This is a genomic window from Aeromonas enteropelogenes (genome assembly GCF_020097295.1).
GTDB lineage: Bacteria > Pseudomonadota > Gammaproteobacteria > Enterobacterales > Aeromonadaceae > Aeromonas > Aeromonas enteropelogenes.
This window is the reverse complement of the sequence record NZ_CP083625.1, coordinates 95,170-113,599: the sequence shown is the minus strand read 5'-3', so window position 1 is coordinate 113,599 and position 18,430 is coordinate 95,170. Positions and strand designations below refer to the sequence as shown.

General features: G+C 58.0%; 21 protein-coding genes. 6 read left to right on the top strand and 15 right to left on the bottom strand.

Going from position 1 to position 18,430, the window contains the following annotated elements; genetic code table 11:
* Nucleotides 1–116: 116 nt before the first annotated feature.
* Both puuR and LA321_RS00530 read left to right on the top strand, forming a co-directional pair.
* Nucleotides 117–674, top strand: coding sequence for an HTH-type transcriptional regulator PuuR (gene puuR, locus LA321_RS00535; protein ID WP_042072978.1), 558 nt, complete (start codon nt 117–119; stop codon nt 672–674).
* 50 nt (nt 675–724) lie between these two features.
* Entirely contained in the window at nt 725–2,002 is a 1,278-nt protein-coding gene (locus LA321_RS00530) for an NAD(P)/FAD-dependent oxidoreductase (protein WP_042027692.1), read from the top strand.
* A 123-nt stretch (nt 2,003–2,125) separates the two neighbouring features.
* Here LA321_RS00530 and LA321_RS00525 read toward each other — a convergent pair whose 3' ends face one another.
* From LA321_RS00525 to LA321_RS00505, 5 genes are all read right to left on the bottom strand, one after another.
* A complete protein-coding gene (locus LA321_RS00525; protein WP_042072977.1) occupies nt 2,126–3,322 on the bottom strand; it encodes a transporter in 1,197 nt (398 codons plus the stop codon).
* A gap of 59 nt (nt 3,323–3,381) precedes the next feature.
* Nucleotides 3,382–4,041, bottom strand: coding sequence for a hypothetical protein (locus tag LA321_RS00520; RefSeq protein WP_042072976.1), 660 nt, complete (start codon nt 4,039–4,041; stop codon nt 3,382–3,384).
* Nucleotides 4,042–4,048: 7 nt separating this feature from the next.
* Complete coding sequence (locus LA321_RS00515; protein WP_042072974.1) at nt 4,049–4,726, bottom strand: C39 family peptidase; 678 nt, start codon at nt 4,724–4,726, stop codon at nt 4,049–4,051.
* 54 nt (nt 4,727–4,780) lie between these two features.
* Nucleotides 4,781–5,878 carry a hypothetical protein gene (locus tag LA321_RS00510; RefSeq protein WP_042072972.1) on the bottom strand — a complete coding sequence of 366 codons (1,098 nt, stop codon included), beginning with the start codon at nt 5,876–5,878 and terminating at the stop codon, nt 4,781–4,783.
* Nucleotides 5,879–5,965: 87 nt separating this feature from the next.
* The gene (locus LA321_RS00505; RefSeq protein WP_224212237.1) at nt 5,966–6,544 is read right to left on the bottom strand and encodes a hypothetical protein; all 579 of its coding nucleotides are present in this window, start codon (nt 6,542–6,544) and stop codon (nt 5,966–5,968) included.
* Nucleotides 6,545–6,910: 366 nt separating this feature from the next.
* Between LA321_RS00505 and LA321_RS00500 the strand changes: the two genes are divergently transcribed.
* Nucleotides 6,911–8,218: a sigma-54-dependent transcriptional regulator gene (locus tag LA321_RS00500; RefSeq protein WP_042072970.1), complete on the top strand. Its 1,308-nt coding sequence runs from the start codon at nt 6,911–6,913 to the stop codon at nt 8,216–8,218.
* Between the two features lie 286 nt (nt 8,219–8,504).
* Entirely contained in the window at nt 8,505–9,422 is a 918-nt protein-coding gene (locus LA321_RS00495; protein WP_042072968.1) for an IS5 family transposase, read from the top strand.
* Here LA321_RS00495 and LA321_RS00490 read toward each other — a convergent pair.
* From LA321_RS00490 to LA321_RS00455, 8 genes are all read right to left on the bottom strand, one after another.
* Nucleotides 9,329–9,793: a hypothetical protein gene (locus LA321_RS00490; RefSeq protein ID WP_082043459.1), complete on the bottom strand. Its 465-nt coding sequence runs from the start codon at nt 9,791–9,793 to the stop codon at nt 9,329–9,331. The two genes, LA321_RS00495 and LA321_RS00490, sit on opposite strands and share 94 nt — an antisense overlap.
* A gap of 95 nt (nt 9,794–9,888) precedes the next feature.
* Nucleotides 9,889–10,317 (bottom strand): N-acetyltransferase, encoded by a 429-nt coding sequence (locus tag LA321_RS00485; protein WP_042072966.1) that lies wholly within the window; start codon nt 10,315–10,317, stop codon nt 9,889–9,891.
* 100 nt (nt 10,318–10,417) lie between these two features.
* Complete coding sequence (locus LA321_RS00480; RefSeq protein WP_124238224.1) at nt 10,418–10,702, bottom strand: peptidase associated/transthyretin-like domain-containing protein; 285 nt, start codon at nt 10,700–10,702, stop codon at nt 10,418–10,420.
* 248 nt (nt 10,703–10,950) lie between these two features.
* Nucleotides 10,951–11,220: a putative quinol monooxygenase gene (locus LA321_RS00475; protein WP_224212281.1), complete on the bottom strand. Its 270-nt coding sequence runs from the start codon at nt 11,218–11,220 to the stop codon at nt 10,951–10,953.
* A gap of 117 nt (nt 11,221–11,337) precedes the next feature.
* Nucleotides 11,338–11,568 carry a hypothetical protein gene (locus tag LA321_RS00470; protein ID WP_082043457.1) on the bottom strand — a complete coding sequence of 77 codons (231 nt, stop codon included), beginning with the start codon at nt 11,566–11,568 and terminating at the stop codon, nt 11,338–11,340.
* A gap of 387 nt (nt 11,569–11,955) precedes the next feature.
* Complete coding sequence (locus LA321_RS00465; protein WP_224210078.1) at nt 11,956–12,435, bottom strand: TIGR00645 family protein; 480 nt, start codon at nt 12,433–12,435, stop codon at nt 11,956–11,958.
* 189 nt (nt 12,436–12,624) lie between these two features.
* Nucleotides 12,625–14,010: an ATP-binding protein gene (locus LA321_RS00460; protein ID WP_042072964.1), complete on the bottom strand. Its 1,386-nt coding sequence runs from the start codon at nt 14,008–14,010 to the stop codon at nt 12,625–12,627.
* On the bottom strand, nt 14,010–14,684 hold the full coding sequence (locus LA321_RS00455) for a response regulator (RefSeq protein ID WP_042028195.1): 675 nt from the start codon (nt 14,682–14,684) through the stop codon (nt 14,010–14,012). Before LA321_RS00455 ends, LA321_RS00460 begins: the two co-directional genes overlap by 1 nt.
* A 399-nt stretch (nt 14,685–15,083) precedes the next feature.
* Between LA321_RS00455 and LA321_RS00450 the strand changes: the two genes are divergently transcribed.
* Nucleotides 15,084–15,563 carry a bactofilin family protein gene (locus tag LA321_RS00450; protein WP_224212236.1) on the top strand — a complete coding sequence of 160 codons (480 nt, stop codon included), beginning with the start codon at nt 15,084–15,086 and terminating at the stop codon, nt 15,561–15,563.
* Nucleotides 15,564–15,626: 63 nt separating this feature from the next.
* Here the strand turns inward: LA321_RS00450 and LA321_RS00445 are convergent, their stop codons facing one another.
* Entirely contained in the window at nt 15,627–16,175 is a 549-nt protein-coding gene (locus LA321_RS00445; RefSeq protein ID WP_042027676.1) for a cytochrome b, read from the bottom strand.
* Nucleotides 16,176–16,386: 211 nt separating this feature from the next.
* Nucleotides 16,387–17,091 carry a tRNA (N6-threonylcarbamoyladenosine(37)-N6)-methyltransferase TrmO gene (tsaA, locus tag LA321_RS00440; protein ID WP_042072960.1) on the bottom strand — a complete coding sequence of 235 codons (705 nt, stop codon included), beginning with the start codon at nt 17,089–17,091 and terminating at the stop codon, nt 16,387–16,389.
* A 269-nt stretch (nt 17,092–17,360) separates the two neighbouring features.
* Here tsaA and LA321_RS00435 point away from each other — a divergent pair, with 269 nt between their 5' ends.
* A complete protein-coding gene (locus LA321_RS00435) occupies nt 17,361–18,347 on the top strand; it encodes an NAD-dependent epimerase/dehydratase family protein (RefSeq protein WP_042072957.1) in 987 nt (328 codons plus the stop codon).
* Nucleotides 18,348–18,430 lie beyond the last annotated feature (83 nt).

Sequence of the window (18,430 nt, the reverse complement as noted above, 5' to 3'; positions counted from 1 at the left end):
GCGCTGTGTAACATAGCAAACAGCCGGGGGATGATTGGTCCGCTATTTTAACCAGCGGCGACAGGGAGGTTGATCATGTACCAAAGAGGCAAGAGCGAAGATACCCGGGGACTGCCATGAGCGGGTTGCCATACCAGAGCATGGGGGAGCGGCTGGCGGCGGTGCGCCATCAGCTGGGGCTCTCCCAGCGGCGAGCCGCCGAGCTGAGCGGCCTGACTCACGGCGCCATCTGCATGATAGAGCAGGACAAGGTGAGCCCGTCGGTGGCCTCCCTGCAAAAGCTGCTCACCGTCTATGGCCTGCCACTGTCGCGCTTCTTCGCCGAAGAGGAGCAGAGCGTGCCGAGCGTGGTGATCAAGGCCGAGCAGCTGATCGAGCTGGGCAGCCAGGGGGTCTCCATGAAGCTGGTGCACAACGGCAACAACCGCCGCCAGCTCGGCTTCATGCTGGAGACCTATCCCCCCGGCACCGACACCGGTGGCCAGGTCAAGCACCAGGGGGAAGAGGTCGGCACGGTGCTGGAGGGGTCGGTGACCCTGACGGTGGCAGGACAGAGTTATCAGCTGGAAGCGGGCGACAGCTATGTGATCGACACGGGCGAGCCCCACAGCTTCAGCAATCCGTCGGGGCAGACATGCCGCATCGTCAGCGCGCATACCCCGGCAAATTTCTAGTGTCAGGCGATGCCTCGCTAGGGAAAAGAACCGGTAAGGAAACAGGGATCATGACCGAGCATGTAAACAGTTACTACGCAGCCAGCGCCAATCAACATGCGCCTTTTGCCACTCTGACCGAGCAACTGGAGTGCGATGTCTGCGTCATCGGGGCGGGTTATACCGGCCTCTCCAGTGCGCTCCACCTGGTGGAGAAGGGATACAAGGTGGTGGTGCTGGAGGCGGCCCGGGTCGGCTTTGGCGCCAGCGGTCGCAACGGCGGCCAGATCGTCAACTCCTACAGCCGCGACATCGACACCATAGAAGCGAACTGCCCGCCGGATCAGGCCAGGCTGCTCGGTTCCATGCTGTTTGAAGGGGGCCAGATCATCCGCGATCGCATCAAGCGCTACAACATCCAGTGCGATCTGCAGGAAGGGGGGGTGTTTGCCGCCGAGACCGAGAAGCAGCTGCACGAGCTCAAGGCCCAGCAGGCCCGCTGGCAGAAGTGGGGCAACGACAAGCTGGAGCTGCTCGATGCCAAGGGGGTGCGTGAAGTGGTGGCGAGCGATCGCTACGTCGGCGCCCTGCTCGACAAGAGCGGTGGGCATATCCACCCCCTTAACCTGGCGCTGGGGGAGGCGGAGGCGATCCGCATGCAGGGGGGGCTTATTTTCGAACAATCCGCCGTCACCAGCATCACGCCGGGCCAGCCTGCGCTGGTGAAGACCGCCAAGGGGGCGGTCAAGGCGCGTTTCGTGATGGTGGCCGGCAACGCCTACCTCGGCAACCTGGTGCCCGAGCTCGCCGGCAAGAGCATGCCCTGTGGCACCCAGGTGATCACCACCGAAGTGCTGGGGGAGGAGCGGGCCCGTTCACTGCTGCCGCAAAACTACTGCGTGGAAGACTGCAACTACCTGCTCGACTACTACCGCACCAGCGCCGATCACCGGCTCATCTATGGCGGCGGTGTGGTTTACGGGGCGCGGGATCCGGCGGATATCGAGCGGCTGATCATCCCCAAGATGCGCAAAACCTTCCCCCAGCTGGCCGACGTCAAGGTGGAGTACACCTGGACCGGCAACTTCCTGCTGACCCTGTCGCGCCTGCCGCAGTTTGGTCGTATCGGCCCCAACATCTACTACATGCAGGGCTACAGCGGCCACGGCGTCACCTGTACCCATCTGGCGGGCAAGCTGCTCTCCGAGGTATTGAGCGGTCAGGCGGAGCGCTTCGATGCGTTTGCCAAACTGCCCCACTACCCCTTCCCGGGGGGCCGCATGTTCCGCATTCCCTTCACCGCCGCCGGCGCTGCCTGGTACACCCTGCGCGATCGCCTGGGGGTGTAAGCGGCCCAGCGGGAGGCGATGCAAGGGCAAGGCTCTATCGTCAGCCCGGAATCACCCGAGGGAGGCATCATGCCTCCCTCATTGTTTGTTCCCCATAAAACCTGCCTCCCACACTCGGTCTGACTAGAAGCGGTAAGGAAAACGGATCCCGATACTGTAGTCGGGGGCATCCGTGGTCAGCCCTGCCGACCAGTTGACCACCATGGAGAGCCGGTCGGTGATGGCCCATGTCGAACCCATGCCAAAACTCGCCGCGTTGGCGTCCGAGCCGATGACCTTCTCCATCCCGAACCCTTCCGCCCCCTGCTCGGACTCGCGGGTGATGCGCTGGTTGATGTTGAAGGAAAGGCTGAAGCGCTCGTTCAGGGCGAATGCGACCCCGAGCCCGTATTCAAACCAGTCACCCAGCTGGACGCTGCCCGGTTGCTGCCCCGGTTGATAGGAGATGTCGTCAAAATCCTCCTTGAGGCTGTGGCCATAGTTGATGTTGGCGAACAGGATGGCGGGATCCAGGGTCCTGACCAGCGAGAAACCGGTCGACAGCTGCCAGAGCCCGTTGCCGGTGGCGAGCTCCTTCGGGGTCATCAGATTGCCCGATGCCGAGGTGTCGAGCTCGATGCCATAGGGGTCCTTGCCGGTCGGTGCCTTGACCCTGACATTCCACACCAGATCCGGCCACTCCTCGTCTTCGGCCATGACCCGGTAGTAGACGGCGAGGCTGAGATCGCCGAGGCCCCCGTCGCTGACGCTCTGCTCCTCGAAACTGCGGCTGGAGTTATCCTTGCCGGTGCTCTGGTAGTTGCTGCTGCGAAACAGGTAGGGAATGGCGAGCTCCAGCTGCCAGCGATCGTTGAGGGTGTAACGGGTCACCAGATCGGCACTGATCTGATCGGATCGCACCCTGTCCAGATTGATCTCGCCAAGAAAGATGGCATCCAGCGCGAGAAAGCCGCGCAGGGCGAGATCCTTGCGGTTGTAGTGCTGGTAGGAGAGGCCGAGGTCGAAGGTCAGGGCGCGATCGAAGACGTTGTGCTGCTCCAGCAGCAGATCTTCGGTGCTGCGACCGGGCTCCGGGCTGCGACGGTCCGGTTCCTGCTGTGCCCTGGCCGGTGTCACGGCAGCCGTGCCGGTGCCCGTCGCGGTTACTCCGCTGCTCTTGACGGCTTCCAGCCTGGCCTGCAGCTGGTGGAGCGCCTGATTTTGCTGGATCAGCTGCTGGCGCAACTGATCCAGCTGTTGTTGCAACGCCTCTTCTTCTGCGGTGGCACCCCAGCAAGTCAGCGGGGTCAACATCATCAACAGCAGGGGGGACTGTTTCATGGGAGCGGATCCTTGTTGTCGTTTATCGTCCTTTTTTCGTGCCGTCAGGGGAGCAGAGGCTAGCGGGAGAACCAGATCCTCGTCTGGTTGAGGGTCTGCAAGCCATCCCCCCTGACCCGATTGAGTTGCAGCAGGCCGCGACTGAAGTCCGTACCCCGCAGGCTCTGCTCCAGCCGGACGCTGCCATCCGGGGTATTGAACTGCAGACCCGCGTAGTTGCCCGAGACGCTGTAACTGGCGGTGCCGAGTACGCCCTGCTGCTGATAATGGCCGGCGGAGACAAGCTCCCCGGCCATCTCGGGGGGCGTCGTCCCGATGCCGGTGAGGTTCACCGAGCTGTTGCCGCGCCCTTCCAGCTGCATCACCTGCACCAGCCCGGCCCCCTGCACAGAGGCGCTGGCAGGGGCCGTGGCGACCGCGCTGGCCCCCTCCTTGATGCGAATATCCAGCCTGGGGGTGTGCTGCTCCACGCTCAGTGCCAGGTTCATGGCTGCCGTCTGCCGGGACTGGGCTGTGGTCAGGGTGGAGATGAACTCGATGCCAAAATAATGGATGCCGTGAGCGCTGACATAACGCCCCCGCAAGCCTGCCAGCTCGCTATCGGACATCTGTGGTGCAAACTGATCCGACAGCTGTGCCAGGGGATCGGATGTCGCCAGCAGCGGGAGGGGCAATACGCCCAGGCTGCAGACGAGGTAGAGGGCGGGTCGGGTGTTCATGGTGACCTCACATTAATTCTTTGTGCTGGAAGCCAAAGTCCAGCAGGGATGTTGCATTGACCGGGGCGAACAGCCCATCCCTGCCTCTGGCCGAGAACGGGGGGGAGGGGTTGGCCAGGGGAGCGTCCGGGCGATAGCCTGCACCGATCACGGCCAGCAGGATCCCGTTCCAGCTCTCCTTGAACTCCCTGAACGAGATGATGCGGTTGCCAAGGGCAGGGTCTGCCAGATAGACGCGGTCACGGCGGTCGATGGCGCGCAGCACAGCGAAGTGCTGATAGCCGCGAATGTTGAGCAGCACTATGGTCGGCACCCTTACCTGGCGCAGCTTGGTATCGCTCAGGCGGTAACCCCGGGCACGCATCCCCAGCATCTGCACGTACTGCTTCATGTCCAGCATGGAAAAGCCGTAGCGTTTGACCTGCGCCGGATCGGCCATGGCCATCATGCCGTCCATCACCCAGCGTTCATTGGTCGCCTGGCCATAGGCATGGCGCAGTATGGTGGCCACCGCCGCCGCGCCACAGCTGAAGTCGGTATGCTGGCGCTCGAGATTGGCATAGCGGCGCTCCTGGATGCTCTGTACCGGTTTGGCAAGCCCCCCCAGCGCCGGGAGATGCTCTCCCATCGGCAGGGTCGCCGACCAGACGACGGGGCTGAACAGCAACGGCAATAGCCAGCGCATTGACACCTCCTTGTGGGCAAAAAATGGGGGGCACACAGGCCCCCCAAGGGTGGATCACTTGGCAAATCCGGCTGCCAGCGAGAGGTTGTTCGCTTGCAAATTGTTGGTGCCAGACGCGACGTTCACCCCGATATTGCCCACGGCGCCATTGAAGGAGCCGCCGTCTATGGTGGCATGGTTGAAGGTCTCACGGGCGGTGTAGGTGTTGACCACAGGGATGTAGCCGGTCACCGAGCCGTGCAGTGTCATGTCACCCTCTTCCTTGAACTCGAACTTGGAGTCCTTGCTGCCGTCGTTGTCCAGATTGTCGTAGTCGATGTGACCCCAGAGGCTGCCGCCGTTGGGGTGATCACGATCCTGCCAGATCTCCGGATAGACATTGTTGGACTGCTTGCTCGTCCCCTCGTAATTACCCTTGGCATCGAGCTTGAGGTGAACCGGGGCGTTCTCCACCGTCCTGGTGGCGCTCAGGCTCTTGTTCTCGGTCAGGTTCTTGGACACATGCTGGCTGTTGGCCACGGTGGCCACCGCCATGGCGCCGGTGGATACCGAGGCGGCCAGGTTGTTGGCCTGCACGTTACCGGAGCCGGAGGCCACGTTGGCGTTGATATTGCCCGCGGCATTCTTGAAGGCGCCACCACCGACACCCGCCCTGTTCTGGTGCCCCTGGTTGCTGGCCCAGTTCATGCTGGCGCTCTGGCTGGAGAAGATCTCGGCATCCGAAGAGCCACCCGTGCTGCCGTGAGGGTGGCCACCGCCCATGACAAACTCGGCATCGACCTGGTCATAGGCGGCCAGGGAGACGCTGTTGCCTTGCACGTTGGAGTCACCGGCCGCCACGTTGGCGCCGATGTTGCCGGATGCCCCCTGGAACGAGCCATCAATCTTGCTTGCGTTCTCCGTTCTGCTGTTGGCTGTGCCTATCATGGTGCTGGATTGCTGGTTGTCCACGACGGCCATGCCGAGCTTGTTGACGTTGACAAAGCCGCCGACCATCACCTTGCCTTCGTACTTCACATCGACCTCAGCCTTGACCTTCTTGGTCAAGGTTGCCCCTGTCTCATCCTTGTCACCGCGGTACTCGGCGGATGCGGTGCCGGACATCGCCATGATGACAGCGGCGGCTAATGAGCTGTAAATAAGTCCACGCATATTGAGTCTCTCCATTGAACTTTCTGGGGAAGATCCGCCCATCGGCAGGTGCTGTGCCCCCGGACTTCGCTTCCTGTCCCTGCGGCATCAGGGTGATGCCGTTACTGCGCCCGCCAGGGGCAGGGCAACCATGTTGACGGCCTGGTTGCCCTGTCCCGTGACCTGGTTCACCTGAATGACCCCTTTACTGCCGCTCAGGGCGTTGTCATCCAGATAGATGCTGGTTGTCATGCTTGCGGGGAGCTGGCCCGGGGAGGGGCTGGCGATACTGTTGCCGAGATTCACGTCGGTCACGACGCTTATCCCGGCGTCGCCCAGTGACAATGCGAAGCCATTGAGTTGCTGGTTGGCTTCACCCGCTGCCTGGTTGATGCTCAAAAGCCCCTGGTTCTGGCCAAGTGCTGCGCCATGGATAGCGACGCTCTGGTGACCGCCCGGGGTGACGCTGGATTGATTCTGTTGGCTGAACTGAATTACGGCCGGACCCGAGAGGGAAATAGATGCGAGGTTGCCTTGTTGGTTGTGATTGCCGGCAACCATATTGACGCCCAGGTTGCCACGAATATTGCCAAGCGCTTGCGACCCCAAATCAACACGATTCTCCGCTTGTGATGAGTTCATCAATTGGAGGAGTGAAAGGATCGCCACGACAATATATTTCATCATGCTATCTCTATTGTTTGTCACCTGGGGTTTACAGATATAGCAATGGCGGTGCCAAAACTTAACTTATTGATTTAAAACCTTTTTGTGTTTTCAAGTTGTGCCGATTTGTCTCAAATTTGAGACTGCATTTTTATGTCATCCATCAAGGTGTTGTTTATCAATGAATTTATTTTTCTCAGCCTAAGACTGGCTTGTCTCAATATTGCTGCGCATCAGTCAATTAGGCGGGATGGTTTATAGTTATCGTCACCTGATGTGCTCTAATTAAGCTCTTTGATAATGAGAATTTCTATCAAAATAAAAACATGAACCTTGCGGGGCCAGGATTGGCACGCTTATAAGAAGCTCGAACAAGGAGGTTTCCATATGACAGCAACGGCATTATTGCTCATCAATTCATGTGCCGTACTGGAGAGTCTGCTGGTCAAAAGCGAGTGGCGGGTGGAGCAGGCAAGTTCACTGGCGATGGCAGAGAGAAAGTTGCAGGAGAAGGATTATCCCCTGGTACTGGTGGCCATCGAGCCTGATCAGCACGAGGCATTGTCGGCCTTGATCACGCAGCACGCGAGCAGTCTGTGGATCGGCCTGATCCAGCGTGATGCCCTCGCCAGTGAGGAGATGCGCAATTTGCTGGCCGCCTGCTTCCATGATTTTCACACCTTTCCCCTCGAGCGGATACGGCTCTCCCACAGCCTGGGCCATGCCCTCGGCATGGCCCGGTTGATCAGGCGCTATCGCCCGAAAATAGCGGAACAACCGCGCTTCATTCAGGGGGAAAGTGCCCCCATTCGTCAGCTGCGTGAACAGATCCAGCGCTTGCAGCACTGTCGCCTGCCGGTGCTGGTGACCGGGCCGAGCGGTACCGGCAAGGAGCTGGTCGCCAGGGAGCTGCACTACAGCGCGTTTGGGGAAGATAGTCCCTTCGTGGCCGTCAACTGTGGCGCCATGCCCCACCAGCTGATCCAGTCCGAGCTGTTCGGTCACGTCAAGGGGGCCTTCACCGGAGCCCAGAGTCGCAAGATAGGCAGGATAGAAGCGGCCGATGGCGGCACCCTGTTCCTCGACGAGATAGGCGAACTGCCGCTCGAAGATCAGGCGACCCTGCTGCGTTTCTTGCAGGAGGAGAGCATAGAGGCGGTGGGCAGCCATGTGTCCCGCAGCGTCGATGTGAGGGTCATTGCCGCAACTAACATAGACGTAGAGCAGGCGGTAGCCAACGGCTCGTTTCGCATGGACCTTTACTATCGGCTCAATGTGGTGCGCCTGCGCACACCCGCGCTGCGTGAGCGAGCCGAAGATATCCAGCTGCTGGCGGACGAGGTCCTGGCCGAGGCGCGGGGCAATCGCATGATAAGTTTCACCCGCAAGGCGCGCCAGGCCATGCAGTCTTACGACTGGCCAGGCAATGTCAGGGAGCTGCGCAACCGGGTACAGCGGGCCGCCGTCATGTGTTCCGGCCCCTTTATCGATGCCCAGGATATGGAGCTGATCCACAGGGACTCCCAGCTGCTGAACATGAACAACTCTCTCAAGGCCGTGCGTGAAGCGGCGGAGCGTCAGGCGTTGCAACGAACCTTGACCCGTTTCCCGGATCAGCTGGAAGAGGTGGCGCGCCAGCTCGATATCTCCCGTGCGACCCTCTATCGCCTGCTGGACAAGCACGATTTGCTGTAAGCTGGCACCCCGTCAGGGTGGCGAGAAGGGGTGGCCTATACCAGCGTTAATATGGGCGGCAGTGTTGCAACCCGTCCGTGCTTGTCCGGAAGATGCCAGAAACAACAAGGCCACCCAATGGTGGCCTTGTCATGAGTGCGTATTTGGTAATTTTTACATTACTGCGAGTATGAGACCTTACCTGTATCACTTATATGGGCGTTTTTGCCCAAATCGATGCAGCTTGAATGGAACTAACTGAGGAGGTGGTGATCTGATCACCACCATTCCCTTTCAAGTCTGCAGCATGGGCACATCGCTTCACCCCATCACCAACTGGCCTAAATACAACAAGTCTTTGATTAATCGTGGTTCACTCACCTTCTGGGTTGATGCCGAGGCCATGAGCAATTGGTTTCACCACGACCATCATGGACGGCGGGGCCGCTGCCAGCTTTACACTGACCAGACCATCTGTACCTTCCTGATGCTCAAGGGGATTTTCAGCCTCACTCTGCGGGCCACCCAGGGACTACTCGACTCCCTGTTCGAGTTGATGAACGTACCGCTTTGTGCCCCCGATTACAGCTGTGTCTGCAAGCGGGCCCGCACGGTGATAGTGGCCTATCGGCAGCCCTCAAAGGGACGCATTACCGACTTGGTTATCGACTCAACCGGTCTGAAGGTGTTTGGTGAAGGCGAGTGGAAGGTCAGAAAACACGGCGCCGAGAAACGGCGAGTCTGGCGCAAGTTGCATCTGGCGGTAGACCCGGTGACCCACGATATCTTGGCGGCAGAAGTCTCGCTGGAAAATGTCCATGATGCCGAGGTGTTGCCCACCTTGCTCAACCCTCTGCGGCGTAAGCTGGGACATGTTTATGCGGATGGAGCTTATGACAGCAAAGCCAGCCATCAGCTTATCTCGCGCAAAGGGGCGACAGCCTGTATCCCGCCTCGCAAGAGCGCGGGGTTATGGAAAAAGGGACACCCAAGAAATGACGCTGTGCTGGTGATGCGCAAGGAAGGGCTGGCGCACTGGAAGAAGATATCGGGGTATCACCGTCGCTCGCTGGCAGAGACGGCGATGTATCGGTTCAAGCAGTTGCTGGCGGGGAAAATCAGTCTGCGTAACTACAACGGCCAAGTGGGAGAAGTCATGGCGTATGTCAGCGCCATAAACAAGCTGAATACCCTGGGCCTACCTGTCAGAAAGCCTCGAGTGTAGCGGTTACCCAGGGCTGGGGAAGTCATGACTTGCTGGCTGATTTGGGCAACAACGCCACTTATATGAATAACATTATTTTGTTTTAGCTTTGCAATAATATCTTGTTTGTCCTTTTCAGAAATTCCGCCTTGGAATTGAAACATCGCGCTAATGGAATTGGATAAAGACGTGAGTTTGCTTGGTTTTAATTTCAATAATCGCTCGGTAACATAATCAGTTTGATCATTGCCATTTGATTCAGAAGTAATTCGTGGGGCGGGGTATTCATCCTCTTCTTGTTTTCGTCCTAATTGAAGTAAAAGTTGAGCAAGTCGAAACTTGTCTCTATAACTGAGTTGTTCACAAACTTTGGCTATCTCTTCATATGACATTGTTACGTTCCTTGTGTTGCCATTAATAGCTATTTTATAGCTATTATCCATTGTTTCGAATCAATATTATGAGCTGTGTATTAAGTTTCTCCTACTCAATATCTTTGCCAGTACATCGGGATGGTAGAACGCCCACTATGCTCACACACTTGGTGTGCCCCACCGATAAAGCCGTTGCGGATATAGAAGTGCCGCGCAGCTTCATTCTCTGCATACACCCTCAAATCGAGGCGCTCATATCGTCTTTTGAGGTGCTCAAGCAGTTGGCGACCCAGCCCCTGTGACTGCTTGTCCGGGGTGATAAAGAGGGCCGCGAGTGCCCCTTGGTGATAGGAGACAAACCCCAGGAGCTTGCTACCTTCCTCATAGACCCAGCTTTCGCTGGCGGGCAGATAGATATCCCGCATTGCCGCCCGCTGTGCATACCAGAAAGAGGCGGGGATAAAGTGGTGAGCCCGTATGGATGCCTGATACCAGAGCTCTACCACGGCATCCAAATCGGCAGTAGATAATGGACGGATCATGGTTATCTCGCTAATTCAATAAGAGGTTTTAATTCACATTGTTATTTTTTAATATAAAAGGACGCTCACACGATAGCATGAGACGTCCTATTTAGATATATTATTTCTGTTTAGTTAACTCAATGTCGACAATATCATTTGCTGACATGATGCTTTGTGTATAGATATTATACCCTGGCGCATTAATCATTAATGTATCGCCTGGTAAGAATGACCCCATTACCCTGTAGTGCCCCATTGCATCAGTTGAGCCAGTCGCTTCTCTCACTTTTATAAGAGCAGATGGTACAGGAGTTCCTGTTTCTTTGTCTCTAACAACTCCTTGCAAACTTGAGCATGCAGAGAGAAGTGTGGCGATTGTGGATACTACGAGAATTTTTTTCATTTTCTTCCTTGATTAGTGTTGTTGGATGTTTATCGGTTAACTAAAAACATGATGAATTATTTCATTTATCCCGTTATCAATGAGATTTAAAATTGAGCCCTAAAGCCACAACTTATTGAAATAAATATAGTGCAGGTTTGTCTTGGTATTATAAGTTTGAGGATTACTTAATAACCGGATATATAATATAAGTGGTTAGCTTCTCGGTTACGAGTGGAAATACAACAACAGACTTTACCTAAAAATTACTATTCCATGGTCACAGTGTAATGACGCTCAACGTGGACAGTTACCTCTCCCCAATATGAGAGTGAGACTCTGGCTTGGTGTGCTTCAAAGTCGCTCTTATCGACAAACTCTTCATAGACATCGAATCGACATGGATTAGCGCTATCTTGAATTACCTCAAAGACAAGGCAACCGGGTTCAGTGCGAGTCAGTTGGATATGTCTGGCAAGCTCATCTTTAACCTGAGCTAAATCTGATGGAGGAACAATAATACATCCCTTTAGTATCACCTTGCTCACGGCTTCCCTCAAACAGAGATATTTTAATGTTGATAATAAACAGGGTAAATAACTGACATTTAAAAATAAAAACGAGAATAAAACAAGTATATAATATGTGCTATTTTATTATGGCAGTAGATGTCTAATGTTTTTTAATTCTTCAATGTATATGTCTAAATGTTTCTTTGATAAGGCAATTGGGTATCCAGCACATGATGATACTAGAATGTCGTGATGATTAACCATAAATAGCCCTTCACTCTTTAAATAATTTCTATAATCATCAGCAGAAAAACTCTCCAATGTATGAACATCTACTGCCTCTACTAATTGATTTATTATTTGAGTTTTCTTCATAATAAAGAGCTCTTATAGGTATAAAGGATGCATATTTTTCAAGGTTTAACATTTGTCATCACGAATTACTCACTACGGTCATGCTACCGCCCCTGAGTTACAGCTCCCACACTGCTGTTATGAACCAATATGCTTCGGACAAAATCGGCATAGCTGAGAAGGCGCATGGCGAGCCTTTGGATGCGGTACTTTGTCGAGCGACCATGATACCGAATGAAGCCTTTTCTGGAAGAGGCAATGGGCAATAATCAGTCGTTGATCAATAAATTAAACACGGGCTGGGTTGCTGCCTGAATGGGTCGGTGGGGCGTCTGGATACGGTGAAAGGGGGAAGAGTAAAAACACTGCGGCCACCCGAAGGTGGCCGCAGTGTATGAAGGCCGCGCCTTATTTGCGGGTCAGTTTGTCCAGATAGCCCATGGCAAAGGCGGAGACGACAAAGGTGATATGGATCAGCAGGTACCATTTGATCTTGTCGTTGGGGATATTCTCGGCATTCATAAACACCTTGAGCAGGTGAATGGACGAGATGGCGACGATGGAGGCGGCCACCTTGTTCTTCAGGGAACCGGCGTCGAGCTTGCCGAGCCACACCAGCTTGTCGCTCTCATCCCCCACGTCGAGGCGCGAGACGAAGTTCTCATAGCCGGAAAACATCACCATCACGATGAGCCCCCCCACCAGGGTGATATCGATCAGTGACAGGGTGACCAGCACCAGATCCACCTCTTTCATTGCGAAGATATTCGGCAGGATATGGATGATCTCCTGAAAGAACTTCAGGCCCAGCGCCAGCAGGATAAGGCTGAGCCCCAGGTAGATGGGGGCCATTATCCAGCGCGATGCGTACATCAATCTTTCAAACATGTTTTCCATGGTGTGATAGCAAGTCCATCAAAGGGTTAACATACAAAAACGCCCCTAGCTTAACCGAGATGGGGCGCATCACAAGTATCTGAATGAAAACGGTGGGGGATTTGTGCGGTGGGCACACGACAGGCGCGACCCGCATTGCAGGAGGGGAAAGCAAGGGCCCTGTGGCAGGGCCCCTGAGGGTCAGGGCAGGGTCAGGGTAAAGCGGGCACCGCCAAGGGGCGATTCATCCACCCGGATCTGGCCGCCGTAGCTGTGGACTATCTCGGTCACGACCGCGAGGCCAATGCCTTGCCCCGGGGAGCTGTCGGCCCGCACGCCGCGCTGGAAGATCTGCTCCGATTTGGCTGCCTCTATGCCGGGGCCGTCATCTTCCACTTCGATGCGCAGCTGCTCGGCCTGACGGCGCACCGTCACATGCACCTCGCTGATGGCGAACTTGCAGGCATTGTCGAGCAGGTTGCCCATCAGCTCCATCAGATCCCCCTGCTCGCCGTGAAACAGGGCGTCGTCATCGAAGTGAAACTGGGTCTGCAGCTTCTTGTGGCGATAGACCTTGGTCAGGCTGGCCAGCAGTTTCTCGATAAGGGGCACCGGCTCAGTGCCTTTGCTGGCGAGGCGCTGGCGGCCGGTGACGGCGCGCCTGAGCTGGTACTGGACCATCTGATCCATAGTGAGGATCTGCTCGTTGATGTTGTCGTGGATGTCGCGCCCGAGCTTGCTCTCCCGGGTGGTCATCTGGATCAGCGCCAGCCGGGTTTTCAGGCTGTGGGCGAGATCGTTGAGGGCGTGCTGGTAGCGCTGGGTTTGCTGCCGCTCGTTCTCCAGCAACTGGTTGATGGAGTCGGTAAGGGGCGCCAGTTCCCGCTCGACATCGCTGGAGAGGGCGTCGAGCTTGCCGGCCCGGATCTCGTCGAGCTGGCGGGCGATGGCGCGCAGGGAGCTGAGGCTCCAGAAGGTGGTGAGCACCAGCATGCCCGCGAGCAGCATATAGGCCAGCAGCGCCTGGCGTGCGGTCTGGCTGAGGTAGGCCAGTGCCTGGGCGTGGTAGCGCTTGGCAGAATCTATCATCACCACGTAGTAGGCGGTGGTGCCGGTACCGGGGTTGCGAACAAAACGCAGGCTGTAGACGAAGTAGCTCTCGCCGTTTTGTATGGTGTGCTTCTTGAAGAAGTAGTCGAGATCCATCCCCCCCAGGTACTTCATCAGATCCCCGCAGATGGTCTGCTTGGTCTTGATCACCTCGGGCAGATGCAGGCTGGACCACACCAGGGCGCCATCGGCGCGGCAGATCAGGGTGTCGAGGTTGCGATCCCCGGCATTGCGGGAGAGGTGGCCAAGATCGGCGGATTTGTTCTGGGAGGGCTCGGTGGAGGAGAAGAGCTTGGCCAGGTTCTCCTGCATCCGGGCGCTCGCCTTCTGGCTCAGCTCCTCGACATGGGCAAGGTAGAGGGCATACACAGCAAAGCTCATGATGAGGGCGATCACCAGCAGCGAGCTGAGCAGCAGCTTGATGTGCAGGGAGCGGCGCAGCAGCTGCACGGGGCGCAGCAACAGGGGGAGCCGCATCAGTTGCACGACAGGTTGAAAATGTAGCCCTGGCGACGGATGGTGGAGATGGGTTGAATAGTCCCTTCCGGATCCAGCTTCTTGCGCAGCCGGCTCACCATCACCTCTATGGTATTGGGGTCCCCTTCGCCGTCGCCGTAGAGCTGATCGAGCAGCTGCTGCTTGGAAACCACCTGACGGGCATTGCGCATCAGGTATTCCAGAATCAGGTACTCGAAGCTGGTGAGTACCGCCACTTCGCCGGCGATGGTCAGCTCCTTGCGGGAGAGATCCAGCTCGTAATCACCGGCCTTCACCCGCGGGGAGATAAACCCGGCGCTGCGGCGCAGCAAAGCGTTGAGGCGAGCCAGCAGCTCGTCTTTCTGGAACGGCTTGACCAAATAGTCATCGGCGCCCGCTTCCAGCCCCTCGACCTTGTCCTGCCAGTTGCCACGAGCGGTCAGGATCAGGATGGGGAAGGGGATCTGTTGTTCGCGCATCTGGCGGATCAGCTGCAGGCCGTCCATGTCCGGCAGGCCGAGATCGATGATGGCCACATCAATGGGATAGTCAGCGGCGTAGTGCAGCGCAATACCAGCCTGATCCGTGCTGTAGACCTGATTGTCGGCCTCGGTCAGCAGGGAGGAGAGGTGGTGATTGAGCAGCTTGTCATCTTCGACCAACAAAATTTTCATGATATGGGCGGTCATAGGAGGTCCAGGCTGCCAATTAGAAAGGGTTAGTCATGCAGAGTCAATCCGTATCCTAATGCGCCCCGCCTGTATCGGGACTGAATCAGCCCGACTTCAGACTTTTTGTCAACTGGTCGTTTAAACCGGACATGATGCTATTGATGGCATCCAGTCCGGTATCTTGCCGGCGGTTCATGCAGCAAGAGAGGGTGATGGATGAAAGATCAGCCCCGAAGATGGCGCGCCTGCCTGCAAGGCAGGGAGCGTAGCGACCTTCTTTATATCGTCTGGTTCTGCTGGGGAGCTGCCCTGCTGCTCTATGTGCTGGGGTCGGATAACTACTTATGGCCGGTGGCGCCCATGCCGCTGGTTTTGCTCATTTGGTTGATGGAGAGAGTCAGGATGTTTGGACGAAAACGTGCGAGTCAGTCCGGTGACAGCGCGCCGGCGGGCACGACCGTGATCGCGGCGGGAGCCCGCTTCAAGGGAGATCTGCTGCTTGACGGTGACCTGGAGGTGCAGGGGCACGTCAACGGCACCATCGAAATTGGCAAGGGGGTGCTGCGCATCATGCAGGGAGGCTTTGTCGAAGGGGAGGTGAGTGCACCCAGGGTCGTCATCAACGGCCTGCTGGACGGCACCTGCAGCTCGCAAGAGGTGGAGATCCTGGAAAATGGCCGGATGCAGGGCGTATTCAAGGGAGGCACCCTCTCCATCTGCAAGGGAGGCAATTTTATTGGCCACTCCCAACCGGCGGAGAGAGCGACCATCGAGCCGCCAAATAACCCGCTGCCCGATAGCAAGAGCGGCAAGCCCAAGGCAAAAGAGCAGGCCCGGGGAGCCGGGGATAAAGTGGCCGAGACGCTTGTCGCGCAGGCTTGAACCAATTTGCCAGAAAGAGAGAGGGGGCCTTGTTGGCCCCCTCTTTCGTCTGTGCTGATGATGTCAGTCGCGCTGCTGCGGCAGCATCATGGTCAGGGTGTTGTCCTTGCGCACATGGTGGTGATAGAGGGTCGCCGCCGCATGCAGGGCGATCAGGGCATAGCCGATATTGCCCAGGGTCTCGTGTATCTCCTTGAACCACTTCTTGAGTTCGGGATCCGGGGCGACCAGCGCCGGGAGCGTCATGCCGAAGAAGGGGACGGGTTTGCCGCCGGCGCTCAGCAGCAGCCAGCCAAACAGCGGAGTGAGGATGATAAAGCCGTAGAGCGCGATGGGCGCCAGCTTGGCCAGCAGGCTCAGCATGGGTGGCAACTCGGGCACGATGCGGGGCGTCGGACTGATGGCGCGCAGAAAGAGGCGGACCCACACCAGGGCGAAGATGAGCAGCCCCAGCATGAAGTGCCACTGTTTCATCAGGTCCCGTCCCGGATCTCCCTTGGGGAAGATGTCACGAAATTCGATCAGGGCGTAGACGGCGATCATCAGCAACAGGGTCAGCCAGTGCAGCCCGATATTGAGGGCGCCGTAGCGTTGTTCGGTATTCATCAGCATGATTGGTTTCCTTCAGTGAGAGCGTCACATCCGTGTGGCATAGCCGGGCGCGAGGTCGGGCCGGTTCCATGGGCGGCAAACGGCGGGTGGGTACTGCAGCCGTGGGCGGCCGGGGAGAGGGTAGCACCTGACCACACCGTTTGCAGGGCCATTAGGCGCCCGGGTGCGTGAAATGTTCGTGAAACCGGGCACTGATGGGGCCCTGTCAGCCTCAGGCGGCTTCGATGGCCAGCACCTGACAAACGGGTTCGCTGATGCTAAAGCGCACGTTGCAGTCAAATAGCCGCACCCCGTACACCTTGTCATCCGGCTTACCCTGCTTGTAGGCGGGGCGCGGATCCTGAGCCAGCACCTCGCTCACCAGCTGGCGCAGCTCGGGATGGGCCTTGAGCCAGGGTTGCAACTGCTGCTCCGCCTCTGGCGTGAAGCTCACGCAAAGAGGCGGGGTGGGGGCATCCGGGGCGAAACCGCCACGGGCATCCGGCAGGCTGTCGGCATAGGGGATGTAGGGCTTGATGTCGACGATGGGGGTGCCATCGAGCAAGTCCACCGCCCCCAGCTCCAGCCACAGCTTGCCGCGCGAGCGGCCAACCCCGTGCAACTCGACCACGGAGAGGCCGAGGGGGTTGGGGCGGAAGGTGGAGCGGGTGGCAAACACCCCGACCCGCTCGTTGCCGCCGAGGCGCGGCGGGCGCACCGTCGGGTGCCAGCCCTGATCCATGGTCTGGTGAAACACGAAGCTGAGCCACAGGTGGGAGAACTGCTCGATGCCGCGCAGCACGTCCGGCTGATCATAGGGGGGCTGCAGCTCGAGGCGGGCGCGGGCCGATTTGACCAGACCGGGCTGGCGCGGGATGGCGAACTTCTCCTTGTAGGGAGAGCGGATGATACCCAGGGTGTCGATTTCGAACTTCATGGCGGATCCTGACTGAAAACCCCGGCAATTTAGCACAACCGGCCCCAAAACGCAGGCATGACCCGATAGCATCCCTGCGCGTCTGCTGCCGTGATCCCCGTCCCATCCCGGCGCTGCGCAGGCTGTGTCTGGCTGCCAAGTTGCGTAGGGTAGGGGCAGACAAGGAGCCGGCAGGATGGCGGCGCGGTCAGTTTGCGCAACATCAGCCGCAGAGGATGAACAGATCGGTGGGGAGACGGGAGCGCCTGTGCCGATCAGGAGGGACATGGATGAAATTGCTGATCATCGGCGGCACCGGGTTTCTCGGCCGCCATCTCACCGCGCTGGCACTGGACTGGGGGCACGAGGTGACCCTGTTCAATCGCGGCCACTACCAGCATCCGGACTGGCGGGATCTGGTTCAGCTCACCGGCGATCGGGACCGGGATTTGAGTGCGCTGCAAGGGGATGGTCTCTACTGGGATCTTGTCATCGACACCTGCTGCTATCACCCGGAGCAGGCAGCGCGCCTCTCGGCGGCACTGCTCGGTCGCTGCGAGCGGCTGATCTTTATCTCCACCATCAGTGTCTATCGCGACTTTGCCCAACCAGAGATGGATGAGTCGGCGCCCCTGCACGAGATCAGCGAGGATGAATTCCCCACCGACTATGGCCCGCTCAAGGTATTGTGCGAAGCCGAATATCGCGCTCGCTGGGGGGCACGACTCTGCATCCTGCGCCCCGGTGTGCTGTGCGGCCCCTTTGATCCCACTGGGCGCATGGCCTGGTGGGTAAAACGGGTGCAGCAGGGGGGGGCCTGGCTGCTGCCGGGGGATGGTCAGGATCGACTGCAATATCTCGACGTGCGCGATTGCGCCGAGTTTGTCCTGCGGGCCGCCGAGCGCCAGTTGGGGGGAGTCTTCAACCTGGTCAAGCCCGGCATCACGCTGGCGGACTGGGTGGAGCGGCTGGCCGCGAGACTGATACCGGCCAAGGTGCTACAGCCCGAGTGGATGCCCTGGCAAGAGATGCTGGCGGCCGGGGTTGAGCCCTGGCAGAGCTATCCCACGCTTTTGCCCAACGGGCTGGCTGAGTATGCCGGCTATGGCCGCATCAGCGCCGAGGCGGCCATCGTGCAGGGGCTCAACTTCCGTCCGCTGGAGGAGACCGCCATCGATCTGGCCCATTGGCTCGCCGACAATGGGGCTGTGCCTTTGGACGGGATGACGACAGCAGAGGAGGCGGCGCTGCGCCAGCGCCTCAGCGTGACGCAATAGCGCTTGCCATGAAACCGGACCCATGCAAAAGAGGGCATCCTGCGGGATGCCCTCTTTATTTCGGGATGCTGATGATGGTGCCC

Bases quoted from the DNA above. Each gene is read 5' to 3' on its own strand.
- LA321_RS00505 (WP_224212237.1), bottom strand. From the start codon at position 6,544: ATGATGAAATATATTGTCGTGGCGATCCTTTCACTCCTCCAATTGATG.
- LA321_RS00480 (WP_124238224.1), bottom strand. From the start codon at position 10,702: ATGAAAAAAATTCTCGTAGTATCCACAATCGCCACACTTCTCTCTGCA.
- puuR (WP_042072978.1), top strand. From the start codon at position 117: ATGAGCGGGTTGCCATACCAGAGCATGGGGGAGCGGCTGGCGGCGGTG.
- LA321_RS00500 (WP_042072970.1), top strand. From the start codon at position 6,911: ATGACAGCAACGGCATTATTGCTCATCAATTCATGTGCCGTACTGGAG.
- LA321_RS00435 (WP_042072957.1), top strand. From the start codon at position 17,361: ATGAAATTGCTGATCATCGGCGGCACCGGGTTTCTCGGCCGCCATCTC.
- LA321_RS00485 (WP_042072966.1), bottom strand. From the start codon at position 10,317: ATGATCCGTCCATTATCTACTGCCGATTTGGATGCCGTGGTAGAGCTC.
- LA321_RS00445 (WP_042027676.1), bottom strand. From the start codon at position 16,175: ATGCTGATGAATACCGAACAACGCTACGGCGCCCTCAATATCGGGCTG.
- LA321_RS00470 (WP_082043457.1), bottom strand. From the start codon at position 11,568: ATGAAGAAAACTCAAATAATAAATCAATTAGTAGAGGCAGTAGATGTT.
- LA321_RS00490 (WP_082043459.1), bottom strand. From the start codon at position 9,793: ATGTCATATGAAGAGATAGCCAAAGTTTGTGAACAACTCAGTTATAGA.
- LA321_RS00515 (WP_042072974.1), bottom strand. From the start codon at position 4,726: ATGCGCTGGCTATTGCCGTTGCTGTTCAGCCCCGTCGTCTGGTCGGCG.
- LA321_RS00525 (WP_042072977.1), bottom strand. From the start codon at position 3,322: ATGAAACAGTCCCCCCTGCTGTTGATGATGTTGACCCCGCTGACTTGC.
- LA321_RS00460 (WP_042072964.1), bottom strand. From the start codon at position 14,010: ATGCGGCTCCCCCTGTTGCTGCGCCCCGTGCAGCTGCTGCGCCGCTCC.
- LA321_RS00465 (WP_224210078.1), bottom strand. From the start codon at position 12,435: ATGTTTGAAAGATTGATGTACGCATCGCGCTGGATAATGGCCCCCATC.
- LA321_RS00455 (WP_042028195.1), bottom strand. From the start codon at position 14,684: ATGAAAATTTTGTTGGTCGAAGATGACAAGCTGCTCAATCACCACCTC.
- tsaA (WP_042072960.1), bottom strand. From the start codon at position 17,091: ATGAAGTTCGAAATCGACACCCTGGGTATCATCCGCTCTCCCTACAAG.
- LA321_RS00510 (WP_042072972.1), bottom strand. From the start codon at position 5,878: ATGCGTGGACTTATTTACAGCTCATTAGCCGCCGCTGTCATCATGGCG.
- LA321_RS00495 (WP_042072968.1), top strand. From the start codon at position 8,505: ATGGGCACATCGCTTCACCCCATCACCAACTGGCCTAAATACAACAAG.
- LA321_RS00530 (WP_042027692.1), top strand. From the start codon at position 725: ATGACCGAGCATGTAAACAGTTACTACGCAGCCAGCGCCAATCAACAT.
- LA321_RS00450 (WP_224212236.1), top strand. From the start codon at position 15,084: ATGTTTGGACGAAAACGTGCGAGTCAGTCCGGTGACAGCGCGCCGGCG.
- LA321_RS00520 (WP_042072976.1), bottom strand. From the start codon at position 4,041: ATGAACACCCGACCCGCCCTCTACCTCGTCTGCAGCCTGGGCGTATTG.